This window comes from Stutzerimonas sp. LR2, assembly GCF_055755175.1.
This window is the reverse complement of record NZ_JBVTRR010000039.1, coordinates 1-1,061: the sequence shown is the minus strand read 5'-3', so window position 1 is coordinate 1,061 and position 1,061 is coordinate 1. Positions and strand designations below refer to the sequence as shown.

Genomic DNA, 1,061 nt, shown 5'->3' with positions numbered 1-1,061 from the left:
GCGGTCTCGATGTCTTCTTCGACGAAGTCTTCTTCCTCGTCGTCGTAGTAGTAGTGCGTAACGGCCAGGTGAGCGATAGCGCTGAGATCTTCCTCTTCGGTGAAGCGAATACCCTGGCGCTCGTACTCCATCTCTTCAAGCTCTTCCTGAGTGAAGAACTCTGGTTGCTCTTCTTCAAAATCGACCTGGATATCAGACACAAAACTGGTTGAATGTGCTTTTGCTTTACGATTACGACCGAACAGGTTTTTGATGCTGATTGCCATTTTTGTGCCCTCCAAATCTGTGAATGTGTTTGTTTTTAACTAAGATAATTATCTCACACCCGCAGATCTGACGAAGGAAATCGGACAAAAAACATCTTTTTTTTGAATAAAAAAAGAGCTCTGAACAGGCCAGAACTCTCAATTTTTAAGAATACAGTAAGGCTTATTTGGGGTTTCGTTTAGCGGCCATTGGGCTGGCTTTCACGGGTAACGGGTCACCTTCCCCTACACCCAAGGCGGATCGAACCAGACTGGCATTAACCTGATGTATGACGTCGCTTTGGGTGCAGCACTTGAAAGTGACGCGATGATGACAGTTCGCCTGGATAGTGGCGCTTGGGTCGATGGAGTTGCGGACATGTTCTTTAAATGCTTCGCTTTGCATGATGGCCTCCTGTAAGTAGAGACTTCATTATGTCCCGCTGTAACCGGTTAACGAAGTACGATCACCATTCTCGGCGTGTCGGCGTTGTATCCCTCGGCTCATGAGACAGACGGCAGCTAACACTACCATCAGCCCTCACGGTTAGAGTGGCTGTATCTGGTTCTCCTCTGGAATTACGCACAGCTACATTCACGCGGCCATATCCAGGAAGGATGAGGAATATCCTGTTAGTGCTTTCGGTCAGAGTAAGCCCCCTTTCTTCCAGAGCGGCGAGAGCTTTTTTAAACGTGGAGTCTGTCATCGCGCCTGTCATTTTGAAAAGGATAGTTGGCAAATGAAATCATATGTTCGATTTTTGCGCAACCCTTACCCTCACCCTAAATCACCCTCAGGGTTAAGGGTATTACCCT

Annotated in this window: 2 protein-coding genes; both read right to left on the bottom strand. The window is 47.5% G+C overall.

Annotated elements, in window-relative coordinates:
* Positions 1 to 266 (bottom strand): hypothetical protein (locus ACVRRC_RS21855; RefSeq protein ID WP_472997555.1); only part of this gene is annotated, 266 nt, incomplete at its 3' end.
* A gap of 163 nt (positions 267 to 429) precedes the next feature.
* Complete coding sequence (locus ACVRRC_RS21850; protein WP_094962650.1) at positions 430 to 651, bottom strand: hypothetical protein; 222 nt, start codon at positions 649 to 651, stop codon at positions 430 to 432.
* Positions 652 to 1,061: the final 410 nt, after the last annotated feature.

What these genes read in the sequence shown, in the direction of transcription:
- ACVRRC_RS21850 (WP_094962650.1), bottom strand. Translation starts at nt 651, where the DNA reads ATGCAAAGCGAAGCATTTAAAGAACATGTCCGCAACTCCATCGACCCA.